The following is a 22,877-nucleotide window of genomic DNA, read 5'->3' on the forward strand; positions in this document are numbered from 1 at the left end:
CCGATGGCGTTGTTCGAATATTTCCCGAACTACATCTGGAATCTGTCGGTCGCGATCGCGCTGGAGAGCGGCGGGCGGATCGGTGAGATCGTCGATATGTGCCAGCCGATCCGCGATGCGGCGGCGGGCGGCGGCGATGCCGGCACGCCGCAGTTCATGGCGCGCTGGGTCGAGATGGGCGACCGGCTGATCGGCCTCGCCGACGAGGATGTCGCGGCGGGCCACGGCTATTCCGCCGCCGCCAAGCTCGACCGCGCCGCTCTGTACCTGCTCGTCGCGGAGCGGATGCAGGCGCATGGCTCGGCGGGGCGCGAGGCGACCTATGCGCGTGCGCTCCGGGCCTTCGGCGATGCGACGCGGCTCGGCGGCCTCAGCCGCGAACGGGTCGAGATCCCGCTGGAGCAGGGCCATATGCCCGCGCTCTTCACCCGCGCACCAGGGGCGGGGCGGAAACCGGTCGTCGTCTATTGCAACGGGCTCGACAGCTGCAAGGAGCTGCTGTTCTGGTCGGGCCTGCCCGAGGCGCTGGCGCGGCGCGGCATCTCGACCCTGTGCGTCGACCAGCCGGGCACCGGCGAGGCGCTGCGCCTGCAAGGCCTGCCGGTCGATCCGCACAGCGAGCATTGGGCGTCGCGCGCCGTCGACTGGCTGGAGGCGCAGGACGCGGTCGATCCGGCGCGGATCGGCATGACCGGCATCTCGCTCGGCGGTCATTTCGCGCCGCGCGCGGTCGCCTTCGAACCGCGGTTCGCGAGCGGTGCGGTCTGGGGTGCCAACCACAATTGGGCCGAGGTGCAGCAGAAAAGGCTGCGGCGCGAGGGCGAGAACCCCGTCCCGCATTATTGGGCGCACGTCATGTGGACCTTCGGCGCGGCCGACATGGACGATTTCCTCGCCAAGGCCGAGGCGATGACGCTGGACGGCGTGCTCGACCGCATCCGCGTGCCCTTCCTCGTCACCCATGGCGAGAAGGATCGCCAGATCGCGCTCGATTATGCGCATCAGACGCGCGCCGGGCTGGTCAACAGTCCCAGGGTCGGCTTCAAGATCTTTACCGCCCGCGAAGGCGGCGTCGAACATGTCGGCGCGGACAATATGAGCTACGGGCGGGACTATATCGCCGACTGGTTCGCCGACACGCTCGGCGGCCGCGCCGGATGAATGCCGTCGCCGCCCCGCGCCCGGTCTTTCCCGATGCCGGCTATCTGTACCGCGAGACCGCGATCAGCGTCGCGATCAATGCGGTGTTGAGCCTCATCTTCTTCCTGCTGGTCTTCGGCACCCCGGCCAGCGTGCGCGTCGCGGGGGCGGGCGGCTATGGCATGGATTTCGTGCCGCAGAGCCTGATGATCGCGCTGATGGCGTCGCTCGTGCCCGGCGCGATCGCGGCGGCGAAGCTGCGCCGCGCCGGGCTGGCGGCGGCGGCGGAAGCGCGCGCGGCGTTGCTGCGTCGATCGCTGGCGACCGCGCTGCTGGGCGCAGGCGTGGGGGCGGCGATCGGCTGGCTGTTCGCCCTCCTCCTGCCCGTCGCGGCGATCCCGCTCATGCCGGCGCTGTTCGCCAAGATCCTCTACGGCGCGCTGCTCGCCGCGATCGTCACTCCCATCGGCCTGCGCCGGGCGCTGCGCCGGCCGTACCGCACCAAGGAACCGCGATGACCCGCCGCCTCATCGATCTGTCGATCACGCTCGATCCCGACGTCATCACCGATCCGCCGTTCATGCGGCCGTCGATCACCTATCAGACCCATGCCGAGACGGTCGCCGAGGTGCAGGGCTTCTTTCCCGGCCTGACGGCGGAGCAGATCCCCGGCGGCCTCGGCTTCGCCGCGTCGGAGACGCTGACGCTGACCACGCACAACGGCACGCATCTTGACGCGCCGTGGCATTATCACCCGACGATGGACGGCGGCGCGCGCGCGATCACCATCGACGAGGTGCCGCTCGACTGGTGCCTGCGCCCCGGCGTCAGGCTCGACTTCCGCCATCTGCCCGACGGACATGTCGTCACCGCGGCGGAGATGGCGGCGGAATTCGCGCGGATCGGCTATGACCTGCAGCCGTTCGACATCGTCCTGGTCAACACCGCCGCCGGCGCGGCGCTCGGCGGGCCGGACTTCCTCGGCAAGGGCTGCGGCATCGGCTATGAGGCGACGATGTGGCTGACCAGCCGCGGCGTCCGCGTCACCGGCACCGATGCGTGGAGCTGGGACGCGCCCTTCGCGCTGACCGCCCGCAAGGTCGCCGAGACGGGCGACACCTCGCTGATCTGGGAGGGGCACAAGGCCGGCCGCGACATCGGCTATTGCCATATGGAGAAGCTCACCAACCTCGACCAGCTGCCCGACTTCGGCTTCACCGTGTCCTGCTTCCCGGCCAAGGTGAAGCGCGGTTCGGCGGGCTGGACGCGCGCGGTCGCGATTTTCGAGGAGGCGGCATGAAGCTCGCGACGCTCGCCGACGGCAGCCGCGACGGGACGTTGCTCGTCGTCTCCGCGGATGGCCGGCGCCAGTCGCGCGCCGGTGCGATCGCGCCGACCTTGCAGGCGGCGGTCGACGATTGGGCGACCGTCGCACCGTCGCTGCGGGCCTTGGCGGCGCGGCTCGATGCGGGCGGCGGCGATCCGCTCGATCCCGCCGCGCTGCTCGCGCCGCTGCCGCGCGCCTGGCAATGGCTCGACGGGTCGGCGTTCACCACGCACGGCACGCTCATGCAGCAGGCGTTCGGCCATGATCCGATCGCTACCGATCGGCCGCTCATGTACCAGGGGCTGTCGCACCGCTTCCTCGCGGCGCAGCAGGACGTGCCTTTCCCGTCGGAGGCCGACGGCATCGATTTCGAAGGCGAGTTCGGGATCATCACCGACGACGTGCCGATGGGCTGTTCCGCCGCGGACGCGCTGGCGCATGTCGTGCTGATCGTCCTTATCAACGACTGGTCGCTGCGCGCGATCGCCCCGATCGAGATGAAGACCGGTTTCGGCTGGGTGCAGGCCAAACCCGCCTGCAGCATGGCGCCGTTCGCGGTCACGCCCGATGGCCTGGGCGACGCATGGCGGCACGGGCGCGTCTGCCTGCCGCTGCGGGTCGAGGTCAACGGATCGTGGTTCGGCGATCCGGACGGCGGCGCGATGGCGGTCGGCTTCCATGATCTGATCGCGCATGCGGCCCGCACGCGCGACCTGCCGGCGGGGACGATCATCGGTTCGGGGACGGTTTCCAATCCCGATTACGATCGCGTCGGCTCGACCTGCCTGTCGGAGCGTCGCGTGATCGAGATGCTGGCACGGGGCCATGCACAGACGCCCTTCCTGTCCTTCGGCGATCGCGTCGCGATGACGGCGGGCGGCGCGGCGACGTTCGGGCGGCTCGATCAGCGGGTGGTGCAGGCGGCCATGCCCGGCACGGCGGCGGTATGACGGCTCGGGCGGGCGGCTGCGCGAGCGGTCAACCATCAGGATATGCGGAAGGACGGGCATCATGCGCGCACGCTCACTGTCGATGATCCTCATGCCGGCGATGGCCGCTGCGGCATCCGCCAGCGAGCCGGCGCCGGTGGTGCGGACAAACGCGGGCCCGGTGCGCGGCCTCGTCGCGGATGGCGTGCGGCAGTGGCTGGGCATCCCCTTCGCCGCGCCCCCGACCGGCCCCGACCGCTGGCGCGCGCCGCAGCCGGTGGCGCGCTGGTCGGCGGTGCGCGAGGCCCGGGCATACGGCCACGATTGCGCGCAACAGCCGTTCCCCAGCGACGCGGCGCCGCTCGGCACGGCGCCGTCGGAGGATTGTCTCGTGCTCAACGTCTGGGCGCCGCGCAGCCCGCGCGCGCGACTGCCGGTGATCGTCTGGTTCTATGGCGGCGGCTTCGTCAACGGCGGCTCGTCGCCGGCGACCTATGCGGGCGCACGCCTCGCGCGGCAGGGCGCGGTGGTCGTCAGCTTCAACTATCGCGTCGGGCGGTTCGGCACCTTCGTCCATCCCGCGCTCGAAGGCCCAGCGAGCGCGCGCGCATCGGGCAATTACGGCTATATGGACCAGCTCGCCGCCTTGCGCTGGGTCCAGGCCAATGTCGCCGCCTTCGGTGGTGATCCGCGCAACGTGACGATCGTCGGCGAAAGCGCCGGCGGCATGTCGGTGCACACGCTCATCACCTCGCCGATGAGCGACGGCCTGTTCGCGCGCGCCGTCGTGATGTCGGGCGGCGACGGCGAGAGCGGCGCGGCCACCCGCGATGCGGCGCAGGCGGCTAGCCTCGCCTTCGCCGCGGGCCAGGGCATCGCGGCCGACGCCCCCGACGCGGCGGCGCGATTGCGCGCGCTCACCACGGATCAGGTCGTCGACGGCCTGACCATGCGCGCGCTGTTTCCGGGGAGCGGCACGCCGCGTACCTTCGCCTCGCCCTATCCCGACGGCACGATCGCGCTGCCGGTGGCGGCGACCTATCGCCGCGGCACGTTCCGGCATGTCCCGGTCATGATCGGCGCGACCAGCAACGACATCGGCGGACCGGACGGCATGATGATCCGCGGTGCCCGCACGCTCGCCGGGCTGATCGCGGATGCCGGGGTGCCGACCTATTATTACCGTTTCTCCTATGTGGCCCAAGCCGCGCCGGGCGGTAGTGGCGGCGGTGCCGGCCACGCCACCGACGTCCCCTTCTTCTTCGCTACGCAGCGCGTCAAATATGGCGCGGCGACGACCGCGCGGGACGACGCCATGGGCCGCCTCATCAGTCGCTACCTCCTCAATTTCGCCACCACCGGCGATCCCAATGGTGACGGCCTGCCGGCGTGGCGGCGCTATGACCGCAACGTCGCGCCGATGATGGACTTCACCGCGAGCGGCACGGCCGTGGCGGGCAGCGAGGCTGCACGTTAGTCATGCGGACGGCCCGGACGCACAATGCCCCGCACCGGCCGGCGCGCCAGCGCCGTCCACGATGCGGTCGAACGAGGAGAGGCAGATGACATCCCGATGGATTGCCGCGGCGATCGGCATGGCGATCGCCGTACCGGCGGCGGCGCAGGCCGATCGCGCCACCATGACGCTGGCGCAGGGCTGGCAATTCCAGCGCGGCGGCACGGTCGATCCTGCCGCGGCAGCGACGGCGGGCGGGGCATGGCAGCCGGTGTCGGTGCCGCATACGTGGAACCGCGTCGGCTATTATCTCCCCGATCCGCAGCAGCATCGCAATCACGCCGATACGGTCGACAAATATCAGGGCGTCGGCTGGTACCGGCTGAGCTTCACCCCCGATGCCGCCTTCGCCGGCCGCCGCGCCTGGTTGCAGTTCGACGCGGCGAGCCGCACCGCCGAGGTCTGGCTCAACGGCCGGCGGCTCGGCGCGCATCGCGGCGGCTTTTCGCGCTTCCGCCTCGACGCGACCGACGCGCTGCGTGCCGGCGAGACGAACGTGCTGCTGGTCAAGGTCGACAACAGCCAGCCCGAGCCCGGCTCGTCGACCGCCGACGTGCTGCCGCTGGCCGGCGACTTCTTCGTCCATGGCGGGCTCTACCGCCCGGTCAGCCTGATCGCCACCGACCCGGTCCATATCGACATGATGGAGGACGGCGGCAGCGGCATCCTCGCCGCCACCCGCGCGATCACCCCCGCCGGCGCGACGATCGACGTGCGCGTCCGCGTCCGCAACGATCGCGCCCGCCGGCAGGATGCCGTCACCACCGTCCGCCTGCTCGATGCCGACGGCCGGACGGTGGCGCGCGCGACGCGCCGCGCCGGGCTCGCCGGCCATGCCACCGCGGCGGTCGCGCAGTCGCTCGCGGTCGCCGATCCGCATCTGTGGAACGGCGTCGCCGATCCCTATCTCCACCGGCTGGTGGTGGAGGTCACCACCCCGTCGGGCGCGGTGCTCGACCGGGTCGAGCAAGCCTTCGGCATCCGCGAGCTGCGCGCCGATCCGCAGCGGGGCTTCCTGCTCAACGGCAAGCCGCTGCGCCTGCACGGCGTCGGCTATCACCAGGATCGCGAGGGCAAGGGCTGGGCGATCAGCGACGCCGATGTCGAACAGGATGTCGCGATCATGCGCGAGATGGGGGTCAATACGATCCGCCTGACGCATTACCAGCACGGCCAGACGATCCACGACCTCGCCGACCGGTACGGCCTGATCGTCTGGGACGAGATCCCGCTCGTCTCGAAATGGACGCTCGGCAACGATCTGGTCGCCACCGACGCGCTGCGCGCCGACGCGCGCCAGCAGCTGCGCGAACTGATCCTTCAGAATGCCAACCACGCCTCGGTGGTCAGCTGGGGCATCGCCAACGAGGTCGATTTCGGCAAGTCGATCCCGGCGTTCATCACCACCCGCGACGGTGCCGCGCCCGATCCGCTGCCGCTGCTGCGCGAACTCGACGCGCTCGCCAAGGCGGAGGATCCGTCGCGCGCCACCGCGCTCGCCACCTGCTGCGAGCGCAATATCGGTCCCACCTCCGACGTGCCGATCACCGCGGTGGCGGCCGATCTCGGCGGGGCGAACCGCTATTTCGGCTGGTATTACGGCAAGCCTGCGGACCTCGGCCCGCACCTCGACGAACTGCACGCCAAGCGACCGGCGCAGCCGCTCTCGGTCACCGAATATGGCGCGGGCGGCGCGACGACGATCCACACCGATGATCCGCTCGGCGGGCCGATCGATGCGCGCGGCCACGACCAGCCCGAGGAATTTGAAAGCTACATCCACGAACAGGCCTGGGCGACGCTGGCGCGCAAGCCGTATCTGTGGGCGAGCTGGCTGTGGAATTCGTTCGACTTCGCGACGACGGTGCGGCGCGAGGGCGATGCGGTCGACATCAACACCAAGGGCCTCGTCACCTACGACCGGCAGATCCGCAAGGACGCTTATTATTTCTACAAGGCGAACTGGACCGAGACGCCGACCGTCCATATCAACGGCCGCCGCTACGTCGACCGCGCCTATCGCGTCACCGACGTGCGCGTCTACAGCAACGCCCCGCGCACCGAGCTCAGCGTCAACGGGCGGGTCGTCGGCACGATGAGCGATTGCGCGGAGCGGATCTGCGTCTGGCGCGATGTCGCGCTCACCGCCGGCGCCAATCGCGTCGTCGCGCGCGGCCTGTTCGCGGGCGGGGCGCAGGACGATCGCGTCGACTGGCAGCTGTCGCCCGACGCGGCGCAGGCGGTGCGGATCGACAGCGGTGCACTCGTCGCGCCGCAGGTCGCCGGCAAACGCTTCGGTTCCGATGCCTTTTTCGACGGCGGCACCGCGGGCAGCGTCAACCCCGCCGCCGGCTATGGCCCGCCGCCGCCGAGGAAGGTGGTGACCGGCACCGCGGGCGGGGTCGTCGCCGAAACCTATCGTCAGGGTCGTTTCGGCTATCGCATCCCGCTCGCCCCCGGCCGCTACGCGCTCGACCTCACCTTCGTCGAACCGTCGCTCGCGGCGGGGGCGCGCCAGTTCGACGTCACCGTCAACGGCCGCCGGGTCATCGCCGCGCTCGACGTGGCGGCGGCAGCCGGCGGGCCGTTGCGGGCGATCACCCGGCGCGTGCCGGTCGAGGTCGGCGACGGCGTGCTTGACGTGCGCTTCGTGCCGGTAAAGGGCGAGGCGATCGTATCCGCGCTGGAGATTTCGCGATGACCGCAGACGTCACCCGAGCCACCGCCTCGGCCGCGGCATCGTCGCGATGACCGGACAGGCGCGCGGGTGGCGCGCGATACCACTGCGCTGGCGCCTGATCGCGCTCGTCACCTTGGGGACGATCCTCAACTATCTCGCGCGGTCGACGCTGTCGGTCGCGGCACCGCAGCTCAAAACCGAATTCGGCATGACGACCGAGGATTACAGCTGGGTCGTGCTCGCCTTCCAGGCGAGCTACACGGTGATGCAGACGGTGGCGGGCAGCGTGCTCGACCTGCTCGGCACGCGGCTCGGCTTCTTCCTGTTCGCGGTCGGCTGGGCGCTCGCCAACATGGCGCATGCGCTGGCGACCGGCTGGCCGAGCCTCGCCGCCTTCCGCGCCTTGCTCGGCGCGAGCGAGGCGGCGGCGATTCCGGCGGGGGCGAAGGCGGTGTCCGAATGGTTTCCGCCGCGCGAACGGCCGCTCGCCACCAGCGTGTTCCAGATGGGCACCAGCGTCGGCAATATGGTGGCGCCGCCGCTCGTCGCCTTCTGTATCCTGGCGTTCGACTGGCAGGCCGCCTTCGTGGTCACCGGCGGGCTGAGCCTCGCCTGGGCGCTGCTCTGGTATTGGGGCTATCGCAGCCCGGCGGACCATCCCGCACTCGGCGAGGCGGAGCGTGCCACGCTGGCGGCGGCACAGACCGAGGACGTCGGCGACAAGCCGGCGACGCGCGCCGACCTGCTGCGCAGCCGCAGCTTCTGGGGAATCGCCATCCCGCGCTTCCTCGCCGAACCGGCGTGGCAGACGTTCAACTTCTTCATCCCGCTGTATCTCGTCTCGGTCTGGCACCTCGATCTCAAGAGCATCGCGCTCTGGGCGTGGATGCCGTTCCTCGCCGCCGATTTCGGCAGCCTCGCGGCGGGGCTGCTCCCCGGCTGGCTGATGCGGCGCGGCGTGCCGCTGGTCGCCTCGCGCAAGATCACGATGACCGTCGGCGCCGCCTGCATGATCGGGCCGGCGTGCATCGGCCTCGCCGCAACGCCCGGCATGGCGATCCTGCTGTTCTGCGTCGGCGGTTTCGCGCATCAGATGCTCAGCGGCGCGCTCATCACCCTGTGCGCCGACATGTTCGACAGCCGCACCGTCGGCACCGCGAGCGGCATGGCGGGCACCTCGGCCTGGGTCGGCGGCATGCTGTTCACGCTGCTGATCGGGCAGAGCGCCGACGCCTTCGGCTACGATCCGCTGTTCGCGGCGCTCGCTGCGCTCGACCTCGCCGCCGCCGCGGTGCTGTGGAGCCTGTTGCGCGCGGCGCGGCGGGGGTGAGGGACGCGGCACGCGGCGGCCGGACGCGGCTCGGCCCTCAGGGTTGCAGCCAGGTCAGCGCGTCGAACTCGCGGGCGAAGTGGACGCGCGCCGCACGGCCATAGACGCGCTGGCCGCCGGCGCCGTTGGTCAGCACGACGAGGCTGGTGCCGGCGCTCAGATCGGTGACGAACAGGTTGCAGACGCCGTCATTCTGCCCCCAATGCCAGGCGAAGCGCCGCGCGCCCGCCTGTTCGAGGCCCCAGCCCAGCCCCCAGGAGAGTGCGCCCGCGACGCGCACGGTCGGCGTGTTCATCGCCGGTAAGCGGCGCGCGAAGCGGAGGAAGCGGGCATAGTCGCCCGCGGTGGTCCACAGGCCGGCGGCCATGTTCGGTATCAGGAAGAGCGGCAAGGCCGGCTTGCCGAGCGCCTGCGCCGCAGCGACCCTGTCCGCCTCCGTCCAGCGTTCGACGGATCGCGCGGGCCCCGCGTCGCGCGCCGTGCGGAAGGCGGCAGGGCCCTTGTCCGTCATCACCGCGCCGCCGGCATCATGCGGCCAGGCGACCGCGCCACCGTCGCCGATCCAGCCGTAGCCGCTCCGCGTCATCCCCGCCGGCACCAGCACCAGCCGGCGGACCAGCGCGGCGGCACTCTCGCCGGTGATCGTCTCGGCCAGCCGGGCGAGCAGCGCATAGCCTTCGCCCGAATAACGGAACGCCGATCCGGGCGTGAAGCCGCTGACGAGGTCGCCGGGCTCGGTGCGCCAGTTGAGCAGGCCACCGGCATGGGCGAGCAGATGGCGCGGGGTGACGGCGCGGGTCGCGGCGTCGCGGGTGAAGGGGATATGCGCGACGACGGGTGCGTCGAGATCGATCCGGCCTTCGGCGACGAGCGCGTGGATCGCTGCGGCGAGCACGGGCTTGGACAGCGACGCCGCCTCGAACACCGTGTCGACGGTGGCCGGGGTGACACCCGCCCTCGCGTCGCCTTCCGCATAGCTGTCGATCCGGTCACCGTCGAGCAAAGCCCAGCTCGCCCCCGGCACGTCGGCCAGTGTCATCCACGGCTTGAGGAGGAACGGCGGCGGTACGGCGCCGCGTGCCGATGCCGGTTCCGGGGCCGGCGCGACCGTCGCGGCGAGGCCGCCGGCAAGCACAAGGCGGCGTGTCGGCGGGCGCGTGGAGCGGTCGGTCATCCGCCGGCGCTACCGCACGCCGCCCACTTTGCAAGAGCCGGCGTCGCTCGGGCGTAGCGCGACGGAGACGGCGCTGGTGCAGCCGATCCGCCCGCGGGGCCGGTTACGGCGCAGGCGGCGCTGTCGGTGCGATCCATCCTCCCGCAGTCGCGACGTAGAGGCGGGCGACGTTGAGGAACTGCCGCGTCCGCGCGACGACGAGGCCGTTGCTGGCGCGCTGGTAGAGGCGTTCGGTCTCCAGCACCTGGAGGATGCCCGAATTGCCGACCTCGAAGCTGCGCCGCGACAGGTGGCGCGAGCGTTCGGCGACTGCGACCGACGCCTGCTGGTCGGCGACCGAGCGGGTGTCGTTCCGCATCGCCGAGAGCAGATCGGCGACCTGGCTGAACGCGACCAGCACCGTCTGTTCGTAGCGCGCCTGGCTGGCGCGGGCTTGGTCGACCGCCGCCGCGCGCTCGGCCTTCAACGTGCCGCCGTGGAAGATCGGCGCGGTCAGGCCAGCGAACAAATCGTAGCCGCGGAAGGCGTTCCTGACGAGGTCACCGACCGCCGGGGCGCCCTGCGTCAGCGTCGCGCCCAGGGTGATGTCGGGATAGAGGCGCGCGGTGGCGACGCCGATCGCCGCGGTGGCGGCGTGCAACTGCGCCTCCGCCTGGAGGATGTCGGGGCGGCGGTGGACCAGCGCGGACGGCAGCGCCACCGGGATCGTCGCCGGCAGCGTCAGCCGGTCGAGCGCGACATCGGTGGGCGGCAGCGTGTCGGGCGTGGTGCCGATGAGGGTGGCGAGCAGGTGCCGCGCTTCGGCGAGCTGCTGGTCGAGCTGCGGCAGGTCGCCGCGGTCGGCGGCATATTGGCTCTGCGCGTTGAGCACCTCGACCAAAGTGCCCTCGCCGCCGGTCCGGCGCTTCTGCGTCAGGTCGACGTTGCGCTGGTCGTCGGCGAGCAGCGCGCGGGCGGTGGCGATCTGCGCGTTGAGCGCGGCGATGGTCAGCACCTGATTGACCACCTGTCCCGCGATCGAGAGGTGTGCCGCCTCGGTCTGGCGCTGCTGCGCCTCCGCCTGCGCCGCGCTCTGCTCGACGCGGCGGCGCAGCCCGCCGAACAGGTCGAGGTCGTAGCTGACGCCGCCGCCGACGGTGTAGAGGTTGAATTCCGGATTGCCGCCGGGCGCGAGCGGATTGCTGCCGGAGAAGCCGAAGGCGGCGAGGTTGACCTGCTGCTGGTCGGCGCGGCCATTGGCGTCGACCTGCGGCAGGCGGCGGCCGGCGATGGCGCGGACCTCGTCGCGGCTGGCGGCGAGCGTCGCGTTGCTCGCGGCGAGGCTGCGGTTGTGCGCGATCGCCTGATCGACCAGCGCGTCGAGCTGCGGCGAGCCGAAGGCGGTCCACCAATGTTGCTCCGGCCCGTCGCCGAACGCGACGCGCGGCGGGGCCGCCTCGCCGGCGGGCTGGTAGCCGCTCGCGGCGGGGGCCTGCGGCCGCGCGAAATCGGGGCCGACGGTGCAGCCGGCGAGCGCGGCGGCCGCGACGGCGGTGAGGATCAGGGGGGCAACGCGCATCGGATCAGTCCATGTGGATCGTCGGGCCGTCGCCGCCGCCGGCGCGGGGGCGGCGCATCAGCAGCAGCAGCGGGATGACGGCGAGGGTGAGGATGAAGAGCAGCCAGAAGGCATCGACATAGGAGACCATCGCCGCCTGGCGCGTGATCTGCGCGTTGAGCATCGCGACCGCCGCCGGCGCGTCGAAGTCGAAGCCCGACGGCAGCAGCGGATTGTCCGGCCGCACGCCCTCGACCAGCCGCGCATGCACCGTCGCGCCGTTGCGGATGGTCAGCGCCTGCAGCATCGAGATGCCGACCGCCGAGCCGATGTTGCGGGTCAGCGTGAACATCGCCGCGCCCTCGTTGCGGTAGCGCGCGTCGAGCGTCGCGAAGGCGATCGTGGTCAGCGGGACGAAGACCAGTCCGGTGCCGATGCCCTGGATGAAGCCCGAGACGATCACCAGCCGCTCGTTCATGCCGAGCGTGAAGCCCGACATGATGTGCAGCGAATAGGCCGCGATGGCGAAGCCGGCGAAGATCAGGATGCGCGCGTCGACCGTCTTGATCAGCCGGCCGACGACGATCATCGAGATCAGCGTACCGATACCGCGCGGCGCGGTGACCAGCCCGGTCAGCACGACCGGATAGCCCATCAGCGTCTCCAGCATCGTCGGCAGCAGCGCGAGCACGCCGAACAAGACGGTGCCGAGGAAGAAGCCGAAGATCGAGCCGGTCAGGAAGTTGCGGTCCTTGAACATGCCGATGTCGATGAACGGCCGGCGCGCGGTCAGCGTGTGGACGACGAACAGATAGCCGAAGAACAGGCCGAGCGCCGCCTCGAGGCAGATCTCGGTCGAGCTGAACCAGTCCTTGGTCTGGCCGCGGTCGAGCATCAGCTGGATCGAGCCGATCGCCAGCGCGAGCATCGCGAAGCCGAACAGGTCGAGCCGCGGCCGCATCGCATCCTTGGTCTCGGTCAGGAATCCCGACAGGCCGGCGAAGGCGAGCGCGCCGATCGGCAGGTTGATGTAGAAGACCCAGCGCCACGACAGATTGTCGGTCAGCCAGCCGCCGAGCGCCGGGCCGATGATCGGCCCCAGGATCGCGCCCATTCCCCACACCGCCATCGCCGGGCCGTGGCGTTCGGGCGGGTTGATGTCGAGCAGGATCGCCTGGCTCATCGGCACCAGCGCCGCGCCGAACACGCCCTGCAACAGGCGGAAGCCGACCAGCTCGCCGAGGCTGTTGGCGATGCCGCACAGGCCGGAGACCGCGGTGAAGCCGACGATCGACCACAGCATCAGCCGCTTGCGCCCGAACCGCCCGGCCAGCCAGCCGGTCAGCGGGGTCATGATCGCGGCGGCGACGATGTAGGAGGTGAGCACCCAGGTGATCTCCTCGCCCGAGGCGGAGACGCTGCCCTGGATATGCGGCAGCGCGACGTTGGCGATCGTGCTGTCGAGCGAGTTCATCACCGTCGCCGCCATCACCGCGGCGGTGATGAAGCGTCGCGAGACCGGATCCGGATAGGCGCCGGTCATCGTGTTGCGGCGTCACCGCCGAACAGGTGGCGGCGATGGCCGGTGTCGACCTCGACCTCGACGCTGAGCCCGGCGTGCAGCGGCACGCCCTGCGGCAGGCGGTCGATGCTGAATTCGACCGGCAGGCGCTGGACGACCTTGACCCAATTGCCCGTCGCATTCTCCGCCGGCAGCAGCGCGAAGCTGTTGCCGGTGCCGGGGCTGAAGCTGGTCAGCCGGCCGGTCAGTTCCAGATCGGGGAAGGCGTCGACGTGGAAGGTGGCGCGCTGGCCGACGCGCATGTGGTTGAGCTGGTCCTCCTTGAAATTGCCCTCGACCCACAGGCGCGTGCCGGCGAGCGTGAACACCGGCTTGGCGGCGGTGACGTAGCTGCCGCGCTGGAGCTGGTCGACCTTGGTGACGATGCCGTCCTGCGCGGCGCGCACCACGGTGTAGCCGAGGTTGAGGCGGGCGCGCTCCAGCGCCGCCTCGGCCCGCTGCACCGCCGGCTGCGCCGCGGTCGGCGCGTCGACGCTGCCGGTCAATGTCGCGGCGACGCCGGCATTCTGCTGGACCGAGGTCTGGATCTGCTGGCGCGCGGTCTGCGCGGCGAGCACCGCCTGATCGTACTGGTTCTGCGACGAGATGCCCTCGGCGAGCAGCGACTTCTGCCGCGCCGCCTCGCGCTCCGCATAGGCGAGCCGCGCGCGGGCGGCGGCGAGGCCGGCCTCGCCCTCGCGGTAATTGGCGCGCAGCGACGACACCTGCGTGCGGGCGTTGGCGAGCTCCGCCGCCGCCTCGTCGACCGCGGCCTGGAAGGGAGCGGGGTCGATGCGGAACAGCACGTCGCCGGCGCGGACCTGCTGGTTGTTGTGCACCATCACCGCGATCACCGGCCCGCTGACGCTGGCGGCGACCGGCACGAGGCCCGCCTGGAGATAGCCGTTGTCGGTCGACTGGTAGCGACCGCCGCTCAGGTAGAAGAACAGGCCGACCGCGATGGCGACGATCGGCGCGGCGAGCAGCAGCGGCAGGCGCAGCCGGCTGCGCCGGGTGGGCGTCGGATCGGCCGCCTGCACGACGGGGGCGGGATCGGTGACCGGCGGCGCTTCCTCGAGCGCGGTCGGATCGGGGCGATGATCGGGGTCGTCCAGGCTCATGATACCTCACGGATCCGGGGACTCGCCCCGATGATCTCGATTAACGCAAGCGCCGGTGGACCCGATGGGAATGGAAAGCAACCTGATTATGAGGCGGCTTACAGATAAGTTACATTGACCTTTTGGCCCGCTGCCGCAAAGCGCTGACATCATTATCGCCAGCGGTATAGGAGGCCGACACCGCCATGGTGCGAACAGAAGGACGACCGATGACCGCTCCCGTCGGAGCCGAAGCTCTTCCAGATGCGGGGCAGCGCAGCTTCGCGACGCAGGTCTCGCTGATCGCCCGCCTGCTGCGCAAACGGTTCGACGAGCGCGCGCGGGCGATGGCGCTCGCCGAAGGCGAGGCGCTGACCCAGGCGCAATGGCGGGCGCTCGCCTCGATCTATCTCCATCCCGGCTGGACGCAGAAGGAGATGGCGGAAAAGCTCGAGATCGGCCCGGTCGCGATCGGCCAGACGCTCGACCGGCTCGAGGCGCTGCAATGGGTCGAGCGGCGCGCCGACCCCGGCGATCGTCGCGTCAAGCGGCTCTATGCCACCGAGGCGGCGCAGCCGGTGGTGGCGCGACTGGGTCTGCTGGCCGACCGGGAGGATCATTATGCCGGCATCAGCCTGGCGCCCGAGAAGATGCAAATGCTGACCACGCTGCTCGACGAGGTGATCGACAGCCTGTCCAAGCCGGCGTGAGGCGGGATCGTCGCGACGTGCACGCCATTGCCAGGTTGCACTGATAGGCTCGCCTCGTCGGAACCGTCTCCAACAGCCTCCGTACCGCCCCGCCGAAGGCCGGGGTCCAGCTGGGAGGGCGGCGTGGGTCATTCCAAAACTCCACCACACTGGACCCCGGCCCCCCGCCGGGGTGGTACGTGGTGGGTGATACCGCCGTTTACGCAGGGTGGCGGGGACGGAGGTTGCGACCGCGTATCCTGATGACAGGCGCCCAAAACAAACACCGGGCTCCCGCCGGCGCCGAAGCGCTGATAAGGCCTCTGCACCGGTCGCGCGGGATGCCGGCCGAAGAGAGGATCGGGATGCAGCAATTCGATATCGTCATCGTCGGCGCGGGCCATGCCGGCGCACAGGCCGCGATCGCGCTGCGCCAGCGCAAGTTCGCCGGCACGATCGCGCTGATCGGCGACGAACCCGATCTGCCCTATGAACGCCCGCCGCTGTCGAAGGAGTATCTCGCGCAGGACAAGCCGTTCGAGCGTATCCTGCTGCGCCCCGCCGCCTTCTGGGCCGACAAGCAGATCACGGTGCTGACGGGTACGCGGATCGTCGCGATCGATGCGGAGGCGCATCGCGTCACCACCGCGGACGGTGCGGCGATCGGCTACGGCACGCTGATCTGGGCGACGGGCGGCGCGCCGCGGCGGCTGAGCTGCGCCGGCCACGATCTCGCCGGCGTGCATGCGGTGCGCACCCGCGCCGATGTCGACCGGTTGATGGCCGAGCTGCCGACGACGCAGCGGGTGGTGGTGATCGGCGGCGGCTATATCGGGCTCGAGGCGGCGGCGGTGCTGACCAAGCTCGGCAAGCCGGTGACGCTGGTCGAGGCGCTGCCGCGCGTGCTGGCGCGCGTCGCCGGCGAGCCGCTGTCGCGCTTCTACGAGGCGGAGCATCGCGCGCGGGGCGTCGACATCCGCCTCGCGACGCAGGTCGATTGCATCGTCGAAGCGGAGGGGCGCGCCACCGGCGTGCGGCTCGCCGACGGCACGGTGCTGCCCGGCGAGATGGTGATCGTCGGCATCGGCATCGTGCCCGCGGTCGAACCCCTGCTCGCGGCGGGGGCGGCGGGGGGCAATGGCGTCGCGGTCGATGCGACGTGCCGCACCAGCCTGCCCGACGTCTTCGCGATCGGCGATTGCGCGCTGCACGCCAATGCCTTCGCCGACGGCGCGGCGATCCGGCTCGAATCGGTGCAGAACGCCAACGACCAGGCGACGGTGGTGGCCAAGGCGCTGACCGGCGCGGCGGAGGGTTATGCCGCGGTGCCGTGGTTCTGGTCGAACCAATATGACCTCAAGCTGCAGACGGTGGGCCTGTCGACCGGCCATGACGCGGCGGTGCTGCGCGGCGATCCGGCGACGCGCAGCTTCTCGCTCGTCTATCTGCGCGACGGCCGCGTGATCGCGCTCGACTGCGTCAATGCGGTCAAGGATTACGTCCAGGGCCGGGCGCTGGTGGTCGGCGGCGCGCGCGTCGCGCCCGATCGTCTCGCCGATGCAGCGGTGCCGCTCAAGGAGATGGCATAGCCCCATCCGGCGTGAGCGCGATGCCGCGCCGCGCAGCGATGCGGCGTGCCGCGCGGACCTGCGCCGCGGGGACGATCACCGCGAGCAGCCCGACCACCGCCGCGTCGAGCAGCAGCAGCGCGGCCTGCATCGCCGGCGCCTGCCCCGCCGACCAGATGTTGAGCCGCGCATGCAGCTGCGACGCCGGCACGCGCGCGATCAGGACGAGCAGCAAGGCCCAGACGTAAAGCCAGCGCGTCGTCTTCGCCGAAACGAACGGGCCGAACGCTCGCGAGCCCAGGGCGGCGTGGACGAACCAGAGGCACAGCAACGGCTCGCTCAACTGCTGCGCGAGGCCGGCGGTGAGGCGGATCGCCATGACGCCGGAAGCGCTGGCCGCGAACGATCCCGCCTGGATGATCGCCACCGCCGGGATCAGCTGGAACAGCACCACCCAGACGTAGCGCCGCAGCGCCTGCGGCGGCGGGCGCAGCGCGCGATGCGGGTCGCGCAGCACGCACCAGCGGATCGCGATGAAGCCGACCGCATAGAGCGTCAGCATCTTGGGCCAGCCGAACGCCATGCGCAGCGGCGCGGTGGCAGCCTGTCTGTGGAGCGCGGCATCGCCGGCGAAGAAACCGAGCCGCCATTCGACCGCATGCTGCGCGAGTTCGATCCCCGCCATCGCCAGCACCAGCCACGGCAGCGCGCGCGCCAGCGTCCAGCCGTCGCGATAGGCCGCCGCCACGTCGCCGAAGAAGGTCCGGATCATGGCTCATCCCCCTCGATCACCGTCAGAATGTCGCCAGGCTGGCAATCGAGCGCGCGGCAGATCGCCTCCAGCGTCGAAAAGCGGATCGCCTTGGCCTTGCCGGTCTTGAGGATCGACAGGTTCGCCAGCGTGATGTCGACGCTCTGCGACAGTCCGGTCAGCGTCATGCCGCGGGCGGCGAGCATCGCGTCGAGCGTGACGATGACTGCCATCAGACCGTCATCGCCAGATCGTCGCGCATCGCCGCCCCGACCTGAAAGACGCGGGCCAGCGCGAACACCATGACGACGGCGATCCAGCCGGTCAGGCCCGGCGCCCAGGTCGGATGGTCGACGCCCATCCGGTCGAGCAGTACGATGATCGCGCCGGCGGCGAGGTTGAGCAGCTGCAGGGAGAGCAACGCCCAGCCGATCCGCCGCAGCCGCGCCGCATTGTCGATGATGAAGGGATCGCCGGCATCCACCGTCGCGACGATCGCGAGCAGCCGCGTGAAGATCTGATGCGCCGCGACCGCGGCGACGATGGCGAGCAGCCCAATCACCCGCACCACCGCGATCGTCCCGGCGATATCGCCATGCGGATATTTCGCGACCAGATGCGCGGCGAGCCGGTCACCCAAAGGGAAGGAGACGAGCAGCGCCGCGAGCGTCGCGATCCCGAACAGCCAGTTGATGCCATTGCCGGCGCGCAACACACCGCGCGCCACGGTCAGTCCCCGATCCCGCATGATTCATCCCCTTATCGATAAACAATATGTATCGTTTATCGATAAGGGTCAAGCGGGATCGGGCGGGGGTTATTCGCCTCCCGCGGCGCGCTGCTGGGCGGCGCGCTCGGTGAGCGTCTTGAGCGTCTCGTCGAAACGGCCCTCGCGCTCGGCCTGGCGGAGGAACTGGACCTCGTCGACCAGGATCTCGCGCGGCGTCGGCTGCTGCGCGAACTGCGCGGCGACCGCGTCGGCGAAGGCCTCGAGCGGCATGTAGCCGGGGCGCTTGGCCTGACCGGGGGTGAGGTCGGTCTGTACGCCCGGCGGGGCGAGCTCGATCACCTCGACCTTGCCGGCGAGCTGCGTGCGCAGTGACACGGTATAGGAATGGATCGCCGCCTTCGACGCCGAATAGGTCGGCGCGGCGACCAGCGGGACATAGGCGAGGCCCGAGGTGACGGTGACGATCGCCGCATCGGGCTGGCCGGCAAGATGGTCGATCAGCGCGTTGGTCAGGCGGATCGGGCCGAGGATGTTGATCGCCACCGTCGCCTCGGCATCGCCGAGGTCGCGCGCCGCGGTCAGATCCTCGAACTTCATGATGCCGGCGTTGTTGAACAGCACGTTGAGATCGGGGAAGTCGGCGACGATCGCGCGGGCGAAGGCCTCGGTCGCAGCGGCATCCTCGACGTCGAGCGTGCGGGTGTGAATGCGCGCGCGGCCCTCGGCGGCGCGGTCGAGTGCGTCCTGGCGACGGCCGGCGATGATCACCGTGTCGCCGCGATCGTGGAAGCGATGCGCCAGCGCCTCGCCGATGCCGCTGCCGCCGCCGGTCATCAGAATGGTGTTGCCGCTGGTCTTCATCGTCTCGAACTCCGCAACCCGATGTCGCGGGCTGATAATGCGTGCCGCGGCATTTCGTTCACCGCGGTCGGCGGCTCAGGCGGCGCGAGCCTCGGTCGGCGCGGGGGTCGCGATCGCCGTCACCGCCTCGGCGAGCGAGCCGATATACTGATCCGCGCCGAGCGCCTGGATCGCCGCGTCGCGCAGCGCCGGATCCTCCGACGCCCAGAGCCCGACGACGATCCGTGCCGCCGGCAGCCGCTCGCGCAGGCGGCGGATCAGGTAGCGCAGCCGCGCCGGCACGTCGTGCAGGTCGAGGTACAGGATCGCGACGACCGTGACGCCGCTGACGTCGAGCGTGGCGATGGCGTCGCGCGACGCCGCCGCGCTGGCGATGCGCCGCGCGGCGAGACCGTGCTGGCCGAGCAGCTGCGCGAGCATCGCGGCGATCGCCTCGTCGAACGCGCCGTCACCGGGGATGCACAAAACGACGCCGTCCTGGCCCGCGACCGGCGGCGCGCCCGGCGCGAGGTCGTCGATCACCGACAGCATCGACCGCGTCATCCGCGCCGCGCCGGCGGCGTCGATCGTACCGCGCGCGACATCTTCGGCGGCAAGTTTGAGGCCTTCGCGCGCGACGCCGTCGTAATAAGCGGTGAGCGTGCGGTCGTCGAGCAACGCCTCCGCCTGCGCCAGCGCCTCGTCGGGATTGTTGGCGAGGATCCGCTGGTAGAAGCTTTCCACCGGCGTCAGCGCCGGACGGTCGCCGAGCAGCACGTCGAAGAATTCGAGGCTTTTGACGTGCCGCCCCATCACCACGAGGCACAAGGTCAGCGGCGTCGACATGATCAGCCCGATCGGCCCCCACAGCCATGTCCAGAAGATCGCCGAGACGATCACCGACACCGGCGACAGGCCGGTCGAGTGACCGTAGAGCAGCGGCTCGACAACATAGCCGGTCAGCGGTTCGACGATGACGAACAGCGCGACGACCTCGATCGTCATGCCCCAGCCGGGCTCGACCGCGGCACCCAGCGCGGCGGGGGCGACCGCGGCGAGGAACGAACCGATATAGGGGACGAAGCGGAGCAGCCCCGCCATCACCCCCCACATCGCCGGCGAGGGGATGCCGATCAGCCACAGGCCGATGCCGATGACCAGCCCGAAACAGGTGTTCACCGCGAGCTGCGACAGGAAATATTTGCTCAGCCGCTGACCGGCGTCGTCGAGCGCGCGGGTGGTGCGGTGAAGGTCGCTCGACCCGAAGACGCGGATGAAGCGGTCGCGCAGATCCTCTTTCTGCATCAGCACGAAGATCGCGACGATCAGCACGATGATCGTGGTTTCGAGCGGGCCGAGGATCGGTTCGACCACCGTCTTGGCAAGGGTGAAGGGCGAGCTGCTGCCCTCGACCACCTCGACGGGGACGGGCTGGCGCTGGCCGGGCGTGGCAGACGGGCCGCGCAGCGTCGCCGGCCGGGTGGCGCGGTGCGTCTCGCCGCCGCCGAGATCCTTGGTCAATGCGGCGATGCGCTCGACGGCATAGCCCCGCACGCCCTGGATCTTCGCCTCGATCGTCTGGGCATAGCGCGGCGCGTCGGCGGTCAGCGCCGCCGCCTGGCTGCCGATCAGCGTGCCGACGAGGCCGAGCAGCCCGAGCGCGGACAGGACGGTGAGGATCACCGCCGGCGCCCGCCACAGGCGCAGGCGTTGCAGGCCGTTGACCACCGGCGACAGGACGAACGACAGCATCACCGCGAGGGTGATCGGGATCAGCACGTCTTGCCCGAAATAGAGCGCCGCGATGACCAGCGTGCCGACCGCGACGCCGGCGAGCGTCTTGAGCTCGGGCGACGAGGCGGCCCGCACCTGTGCGGCACCCGGTGCCGCGACCTCCGTGTCGCGGCTGCCGGTCACCACATTCTCATAACCGGCGACGCCGTCGGACCCGTCCATGGCGAGCGGCTGCTCAGCCCTTCTTGGCGGTGAGGTGCGCGCTCAGATGCTTGTTCATCTCGAACATGCTCGCCGACTTCTTGCCGAACACCTTTTCGAGCGTCGCGTCGGCGTTGATCTGGCGGCGGTCCTTGGCGTCCTGCAGGTCGTGCTTCTTGATATATTCCCAGACCTTGCTGACGACCTCGCTGCGCGGCAGATCCTTGTCGCCGACGATCGCCGCGAGTTCGGGGGAGGGCGTTACCGGGGCGGTGATGCCGCCGCGCGCGCCGCCGGCAGGCTTGCCGGTCTTCTCCACCTTCTTCTCGGCAGCCTTGGTTTCCTGCTTGCCGCGTTGTTCAGCCGAACGTGCCATGTCCTACTCCCTCTTCCAATTCACCGCCGTAACGATCCGGAGGCGCAGAAGGCTCCGTCAGCGGATCATGCGGCGGCGGGCAGCGAAAGTCACGCAGCGCCGCCGGCTTTGCGGTTCAGCGTGCGGCGACCGTGACGGCCGGCTGGCTCATCGCCTCGACCGCGGCGATCTCGATCGGGGTGAGGCCGGACAGACGGTCCTGCGCCTCGACGGTACGGATTTCGTGCGTCGGCAGATCAGTAACGGCAACGGACGGGCGGGCGGCCCCGAAGAGGCCCAACTTCATACGGCTCATAATGTCCTCGGATTTGCGGGGATCTGTCCCTCGCGCGATCCCACAATCCGGTGCCGGCAGCTTGGTTCCATGCCGTTTACCGCGTCCGTCCCGCATCGGGACGGCCGCGCTCCGGCCCCAAAACCGTATAAAGTAGAATTGACGGCCGCGGACAAAGACCATTTATGGTTCTAATACCATTCGATAGCCGCCGAACCGGGTAAAATGATCAAGAGCTTGTTAACAGGAAAATGCGAGTGACACGGTTGTGACCGGTGCAACCCGCATATCGTCGTTTCGACGAGTAAGGCGGCGGATACGGGCATAGATGCATTTGCACTAGACTTGGGCCATGAGCATGAGACACTTCGAGCTTCGCAACTGTTTGATCCTGTCTGTGGCGCTGCTGGCGGCGACGCCGGCGGCCGCGGCGACCAACGGCACGCTCGGGGCGACATCGACCGGGACGGTGCAGATCACCCTCTCGGTGCCGAGCCGGGTGCAGATCTCGGGCCTGACCGACATCAGCTTCGCCAATGCCGATCCGAGCCAGCAGGCGAGCAGCTCGCAGAGCAATTGCGTGTGGAGCAACACCGCGACCAAGGGCTATACGATCACCGCGACCGGCAGCGGCACCGGCGGCGCCTTCACGCTCGCCTCGGGCGCGCTCACCCCGGTCAGCTATGCGGTGCTGTGGAACCAGTCGGCGGGCCAGACCTCGGGCACCGCCCTGGTCGCGGCGACCGCGTCGAGCGGCTTCGTGTCGACCGCGACCGCGCCGACCTGCGCCACCTCGCCGTCCGCGACGTCGAGCCTGACCGTCACGATCGCGCCGTCGCAACTGCAGGCGATGCCGTCGCTGACCGCCTACACCGGCACGCTGACGCTGCTCGTCAATCCGCAATAATCACGGCGACGGGAGGGGCTGGCGATGCGGCGGCGCGCGCTGGCGTTACTGGCCCCGGTCGGTGCGGGACTGGCGGCGTTCGGCGCGAGCCCGGCGGCGGCGCAGCAGGTGCAGATCACCCGGCTCGGCGACTATGCGTTCGGGCTGGTCGGCGTCGATCAGGACATCAGCAGCAGCCGCAGCCTGTGCGTCTCCGCCGCGAACCTGACCGGCCGCTACAGCGTCACCGCGAGCGGCAGCGGCGCGGGGCAGGCCTTCACGCTCGCCGGGGCGGGCGCGCCGCTCCCGTTCGAGGCGCAATGGAGCGGTTCGGCGGGGCAGACCGGCGGCACCGCGCTGGTGCCGGGGGTCGCGCTGACCGGCCAGACGACGACCCTGCTCGGCCTCAACCTCAGCTGCGCACTCGGCAACGACAGCGCCAGCCTGACGATCGTGCTGCGCGCCACGGCGCTCGGCCGCGCGACGGCGGGCGCCTATAGCGGCACGCTGACGCTGCTGATCGCGGCGGAATAG

22 protein-coding genes are annotated in these 22,877 nt (G+C 70.5%); 11 read left to right on the plus strand and 11 right to left on the minus strand.

Annotation, left to right across the window (positions count from 1 at the left end; translation table 11 throughout):
• Nucleotides 1–3 precede the first annotated feature (3 nt).
• The 7 genes from PBN85_RS02125 to PBN85_RS02155 all read left to right on the plus strand — a co-directional run bounded on the left by PBN85_RS02125 (nucleotide 4) and on the right by PBN85_RS02155 (nucleotide 8,922).
• Nucleotides 4–1,161 carry an alpha/beta hydrolase family protein gene (locus PBN85_RS02125; RefSeq protein ID WP_271300009.1) on the plus strand — a complete coding sequence of 386 codons (1,158 nt, stop codon included), beginning with the start codon at nucleotides 4–6 and terminating at the stop codon, nucleotides 1,159–1,161.
• Nucleotides 1,158–1,658, plus strand: coding sequence for a hypothetical protein (locus PBN85_RS02130; protein WP_271300010.1), 501 nt, complete (start codon nucleotides 1,158–1,160; stop codon nucleotides 1,656–1,658). Before PBN85_RS02125 ends, PBN85_RS02130 begins: the two co-directional genes overlap by 4 nt.
• On the plus strand, nucleotides 1,655–2,440 hold the full coding sequence (locus PBN85_RS02135; protein WP_037531774.1) for a cyclase family protein: 786 nt from the start codon (nucleotides 1,655–1,657) through the stop codon (nucleotides 2,438–2,440). The genes PBN85_RS02130 and PBN85_RS02135 overlap by 4 nt, the downstream gene beginning before the upstream one ends.
• On the plus strand, nucleotides 2,437–3,417 hold the full coding sequence (locus PBN85_RS02140) for a fumarylacetoacetate hydrolase family protein (RefSeq protein ID WP_271300011.1): 981 nt from the start codon (nucleotides 2,437–2,439) through the stop codon (nucleotides 3,415–3,417). The genes PBN85_RS02135 and PBN85_RS02140 overlap by 4 nt, the downstream gene beginning before the upstream one ends.
• A gap of 61 nt (nucleotides 3,418–3,478) precedes the next feature.
• Entirely contained in the window at nucleotides 3,479–4,873 is a 1,395-nt protein-coding gene (locus PBN85_RS02145) for a carboxylesterase/lipase family protein (RefSeq protein WP_271300012.1), read from the plus strand.
• 85 nt (nucleotides 4,874–4,958) lie between these two features.
• Entirely contained in the window at nucleotides 4,959–7,613 is a 2,655-nt protein-coding gene (locus PBN85_RS02150; RefSeq protein WP_271300013.1) for a glycoside hydrolase family 2 TIM barrel-domain containing protein, read from the plus strand.
• 46 nt (nucleotides 7,614–7,659) lie between these two features.
• Entirely contained in the window at nucleotides 7,660–8,922 is a 1,263-nt protein-coding gene (locus PBN85_RS02155; protein ID WP_037531781.1) for an MFS transporter, read from the plus strand.
• Between the two features lie 37 nt (nucleotides 8,923–8,959).
• Here the strand turns inward: PBN85_RS02155 and PBN85_RS02160 are convergent, their stop codons facing one another.
• The 4 genes from PBN85_RS02160 to PBN85_RS02175 form a co-directional block, all read right to left on the minus strand.
• Nucleotides 8,960–10,096 (minus strand): serine hydrolase domain-containing protein, encoded by a 1,137-nt coding sequence (locus PBN85_RS02160; RefSeq protein ID WP_271300014.1) that lies wholly within the window; start codon nucleotides 10,094–10,096, stop codon nucleotides 8,960–8,962.
• A 103-nt stretch (nucleotides 10,097–10,199) separates the two neighbouring features.
• Entirely contained in the window at nucleotides 10,200–11,654 is a 1,455-nt protein-coding gene (locus PBN85_RS02165) for an efflux transporter outer membrane subunit (RefSeq protein ID WP_271300015.1), read from the minus strand.
• 4 nt (nucleotides 11,655–11,658) lie between these two features.
• Entirely contained in the window at nucleotides 11,659–13,176 is a 1,518-nt protein-coding gene (locus PBN85_RS02170; RefSeq protein ID WP_271300016.1) for a DHA2 family efflux MFS transporter permease subunit, read from the minus strand.
• A complete protein-coding gene (locus tag PBN85_RS02175) occupies nucleotides 13,173–14,315 on the minus strand; it encodes an HlyD family secretion protein (RefSeq protein ID WP_271300017.1) in 1,143 nt (380 codons plus the stop codon). Before PBN85_RS02175 ends, PBN85_RS02170 begins: the two co-directional genes overlap by 4 nt.
• 209 nt (nucleotides 14,316–14,524) lie before the next feature.
• On the opposite strand from PBN85_RS02175, the gene PBN85_RS02180 reads away from it, so the two are divergent.
• Together PBN85_RS02180 and PBN85_RS02185 are read left to right on the plus strand one after the other, a co-directional pair.
• Complete coding sequence (locus PBN85_RS02180) at nucleotides 14,525–15,004, plus strand: MarR family winged helix-turn-helix transcriptional regulator (protein WP_271300018.1); 480 nt, start codon at nucleotides 14,525–14,527, stop codon at nucleotides 15,002–15,004.
• A gap of 344 nt (nucleotides 15,005–15,348) precedes the next feature.
• Nucleotides 15,349–16,572: an NAD(P)/FAD-dependent oxidoreductase gene (locus PBN85_RS02185; protein WP_271300019.1), complete on the plus strand. Its 1,224-nt coding sequence runs from the start codon at nucleotides 15,349–15,351 to the stop codon at nucleotides 16,570–16,572.
• On the opposite strand, the gene PBN85_RS02190 is transcribed toward PBN85_RS02185, so the two are convergent.
• The 7 genes from PBN85_RS02190 to PBN85_RS02220 all read right to left on the minus strand — a co-directional run bounded on the left by PBN85_RS02190 (nucleotide 16,556) and on the right by PBN85_RS02220 (nucleotide 21,469).
• Nucleotides 16,556–17,323: a hypothetical protein gene (locus tag PBN85_RS02190; RefSeq protein WP_271300020.1), complete on the minus strand. Its 768-nt coding sequence runs from the start codon at nucleotides 17,321–17,323 to the stop codon at nucleotides 16,556–16,558. The two genes, PBN85_RS02185 and PBN85_RS02190, sit on opposite strands and share 17 nt — an antisense overlap.
• Entirely contained in the window at nucleotides 17,320–17,535 is a 216-nt protein-coding gene (locus PBN85_RS02195; protein WP_037531794.1) for a helix-turn-helix domain-containing protein, read from the minus strand. Before PBN85_RS02195 ends, PBN85_RS02190 begins: the two co-directional genes overlap by 4 nt.
• Entirely contained in the window at nucleotides 17,535–18,050 is a 516-nt protein-coding gene (locus PBN85_RS02200) for a DUF2975 domain-containing protein (RefSeq protein ID WP_271300021.1), read from the minus strand. Before PBN85_RS02200 ends, PBN85_RS02195 begins: the two co-directional genes overlap by 1 nt.
• 69 nt (nucleotides 18,051–18,119) lie before the next feature.
• Entirely contained in the window at nucleotides 18,120–18,893 is a 774-nt protein-coding gene (locus PBN85_RS02205) for an SDR family oxidoreductase (protein ID WP_037531798.1), read from the minus strand.
• 75 nt (nucleotides 18,894–18,968) lie between these two features.
• Nucleotides 18,969–20,828 (minus strand): AI-2E family transporter, encoded by a 1,860-nt coding sequence (locus tag PBN85_RS02210; RefSeq protein ID WP_051583245.1) that lies wholly within the window; start codon nucleotides 20,826–20,828, stop codon nucleotides 18,969–18,971.
• Between the two features lie 13 nt (nucleotides 20,829–20,841).
• Nucleotides 20,842–21,183 (minus strand): SWIB/MDM2 domain-containing protein, encoded by a 342-nt coding sequence (locus PBN85_RS02215; protein WP_037531800.1) that lies wholly within the window; start codon nucleotides 21,181–21,183, stop codon nucleotides 20,842–20,844.
• Between the two features lie 115 nt (nucleotides 21,184–21,298).
• The gene (locus tag PBN85_RS02220; RefSeq protein ID WP_153810790.1) at nucleotides 21,299–21,469 is read right to left on the minus strand and encodes a hypothetical protein; all 171 of its coding nucleotides are present in this window, start codon (nucleotides 21,467–21,469) and stop codon (nucleotides 21,299–21,301) included.
• 373 nt (nucleotides 21,470–21,842) lie between these two features.
• Here PBN85_RS02220 and PBN85_RS02225 point away from each other — a divergent pair, with 373 nt between their 5' ends.
• On the plus strand, nucleotides 21,843–22,364 hold the full coding sequence (locus PBN85_RS02225; RefSeq protein ID WP_271300022.1) for a hypothetical protein: 522 nt from the start codon (nucleotides 21,843–21,845) through the stop codon (nucleotides 22,362–22,364).
• 24 nt (nucleotides 22,365–22,388) lie between these two features.
• The gene (locus PBN85_RS02230) at nucleotides 22,389–22,877 is read left to right on the plus strand and encodes a hypothetical protein (protein WP_037531803.1); all 489 of its coding nucleotides are present in this window, start codon (nucleotides 22,389–22,391) and stop codon (nucleotides 22,875–22,877) included.

The organism is Sphingomonas sp. CV7422 (genome assembly GCF_027945725.1).
GTDB classification, from domain to species: domain Bacteria; phylum Pseudomonadota; class Alphaproteobacteria; order Sphingomonadales; family Sphingomonadaceae; genus Sphingomonas; species Sphingomonas kyungheensis.